Raw genomic sequence first — 515 nt, forward strand, 5'->3', positions numbered from 1 at the left:
GTCGCCCTTCCAGAAGGCGCGCACTGTGTCGCGGAACTGGTCGTTCCACTCGGCCCAGCCGGGCGGAAAGCCGCCGACCTGGTAGCCGCCCGGGCCGATGTCCCAGGGCTCGGCGACGAGCTTGACGCTGGAGAGCACCGGGTCTTGACGGCAACTGTCGAGGAAGCCGCCGCCTTCGTCGAAGCCGTGCGGCTCGCGCGCCAGGATGGTCGCCAGGTCGAAGCGGAAGCCGTCGACGTGCATCTCGGTCACCCAGTAGCGCAGGCTGTCGGTCACCATCTGCAGCACGCGCGGGTGGCTCAGGTTCACCGTGTTGCCGGTGCCCGTGTCGTTGATGTAGTAGCGCGGCTGGTCGGGCAGCAGGCGGTAGTAGCTGGCGTTGTCGATGCCCTTGAAGGAGATGGTCGGGCCCATCTCGTTGCCTTCGGGCGTGTGGTTGTAGACCACGTCCATGATCACTTCCAGCCCGTGCGCGTGGAAGCGGTCGACCATGTTCTTGAATTCGTCGATGTTCG

General features: G+C 65.8%; 1 protein-coding gene. It reads right to left on the reverse strand.

Annotated elements, in window-relative coordinates; all coding sequences use genetic code 11:
• Positions 1 to 515: alpha-amylase family glycosyl hydrolase (locus QMC84_RS22395; protein ID WP_300378894.1), on the reverse strand; the 515-nt coding region annotated here is incomplete at both ends.

The sequence above is a fragment of the Nocardioides sp. genome, assembly GCF_030019515.1.
Lineage (GTDB): Bacteria > Actinomycetota > Actinomycetes > Propionibacteriales > Nocardioidaceae > Nocardioides.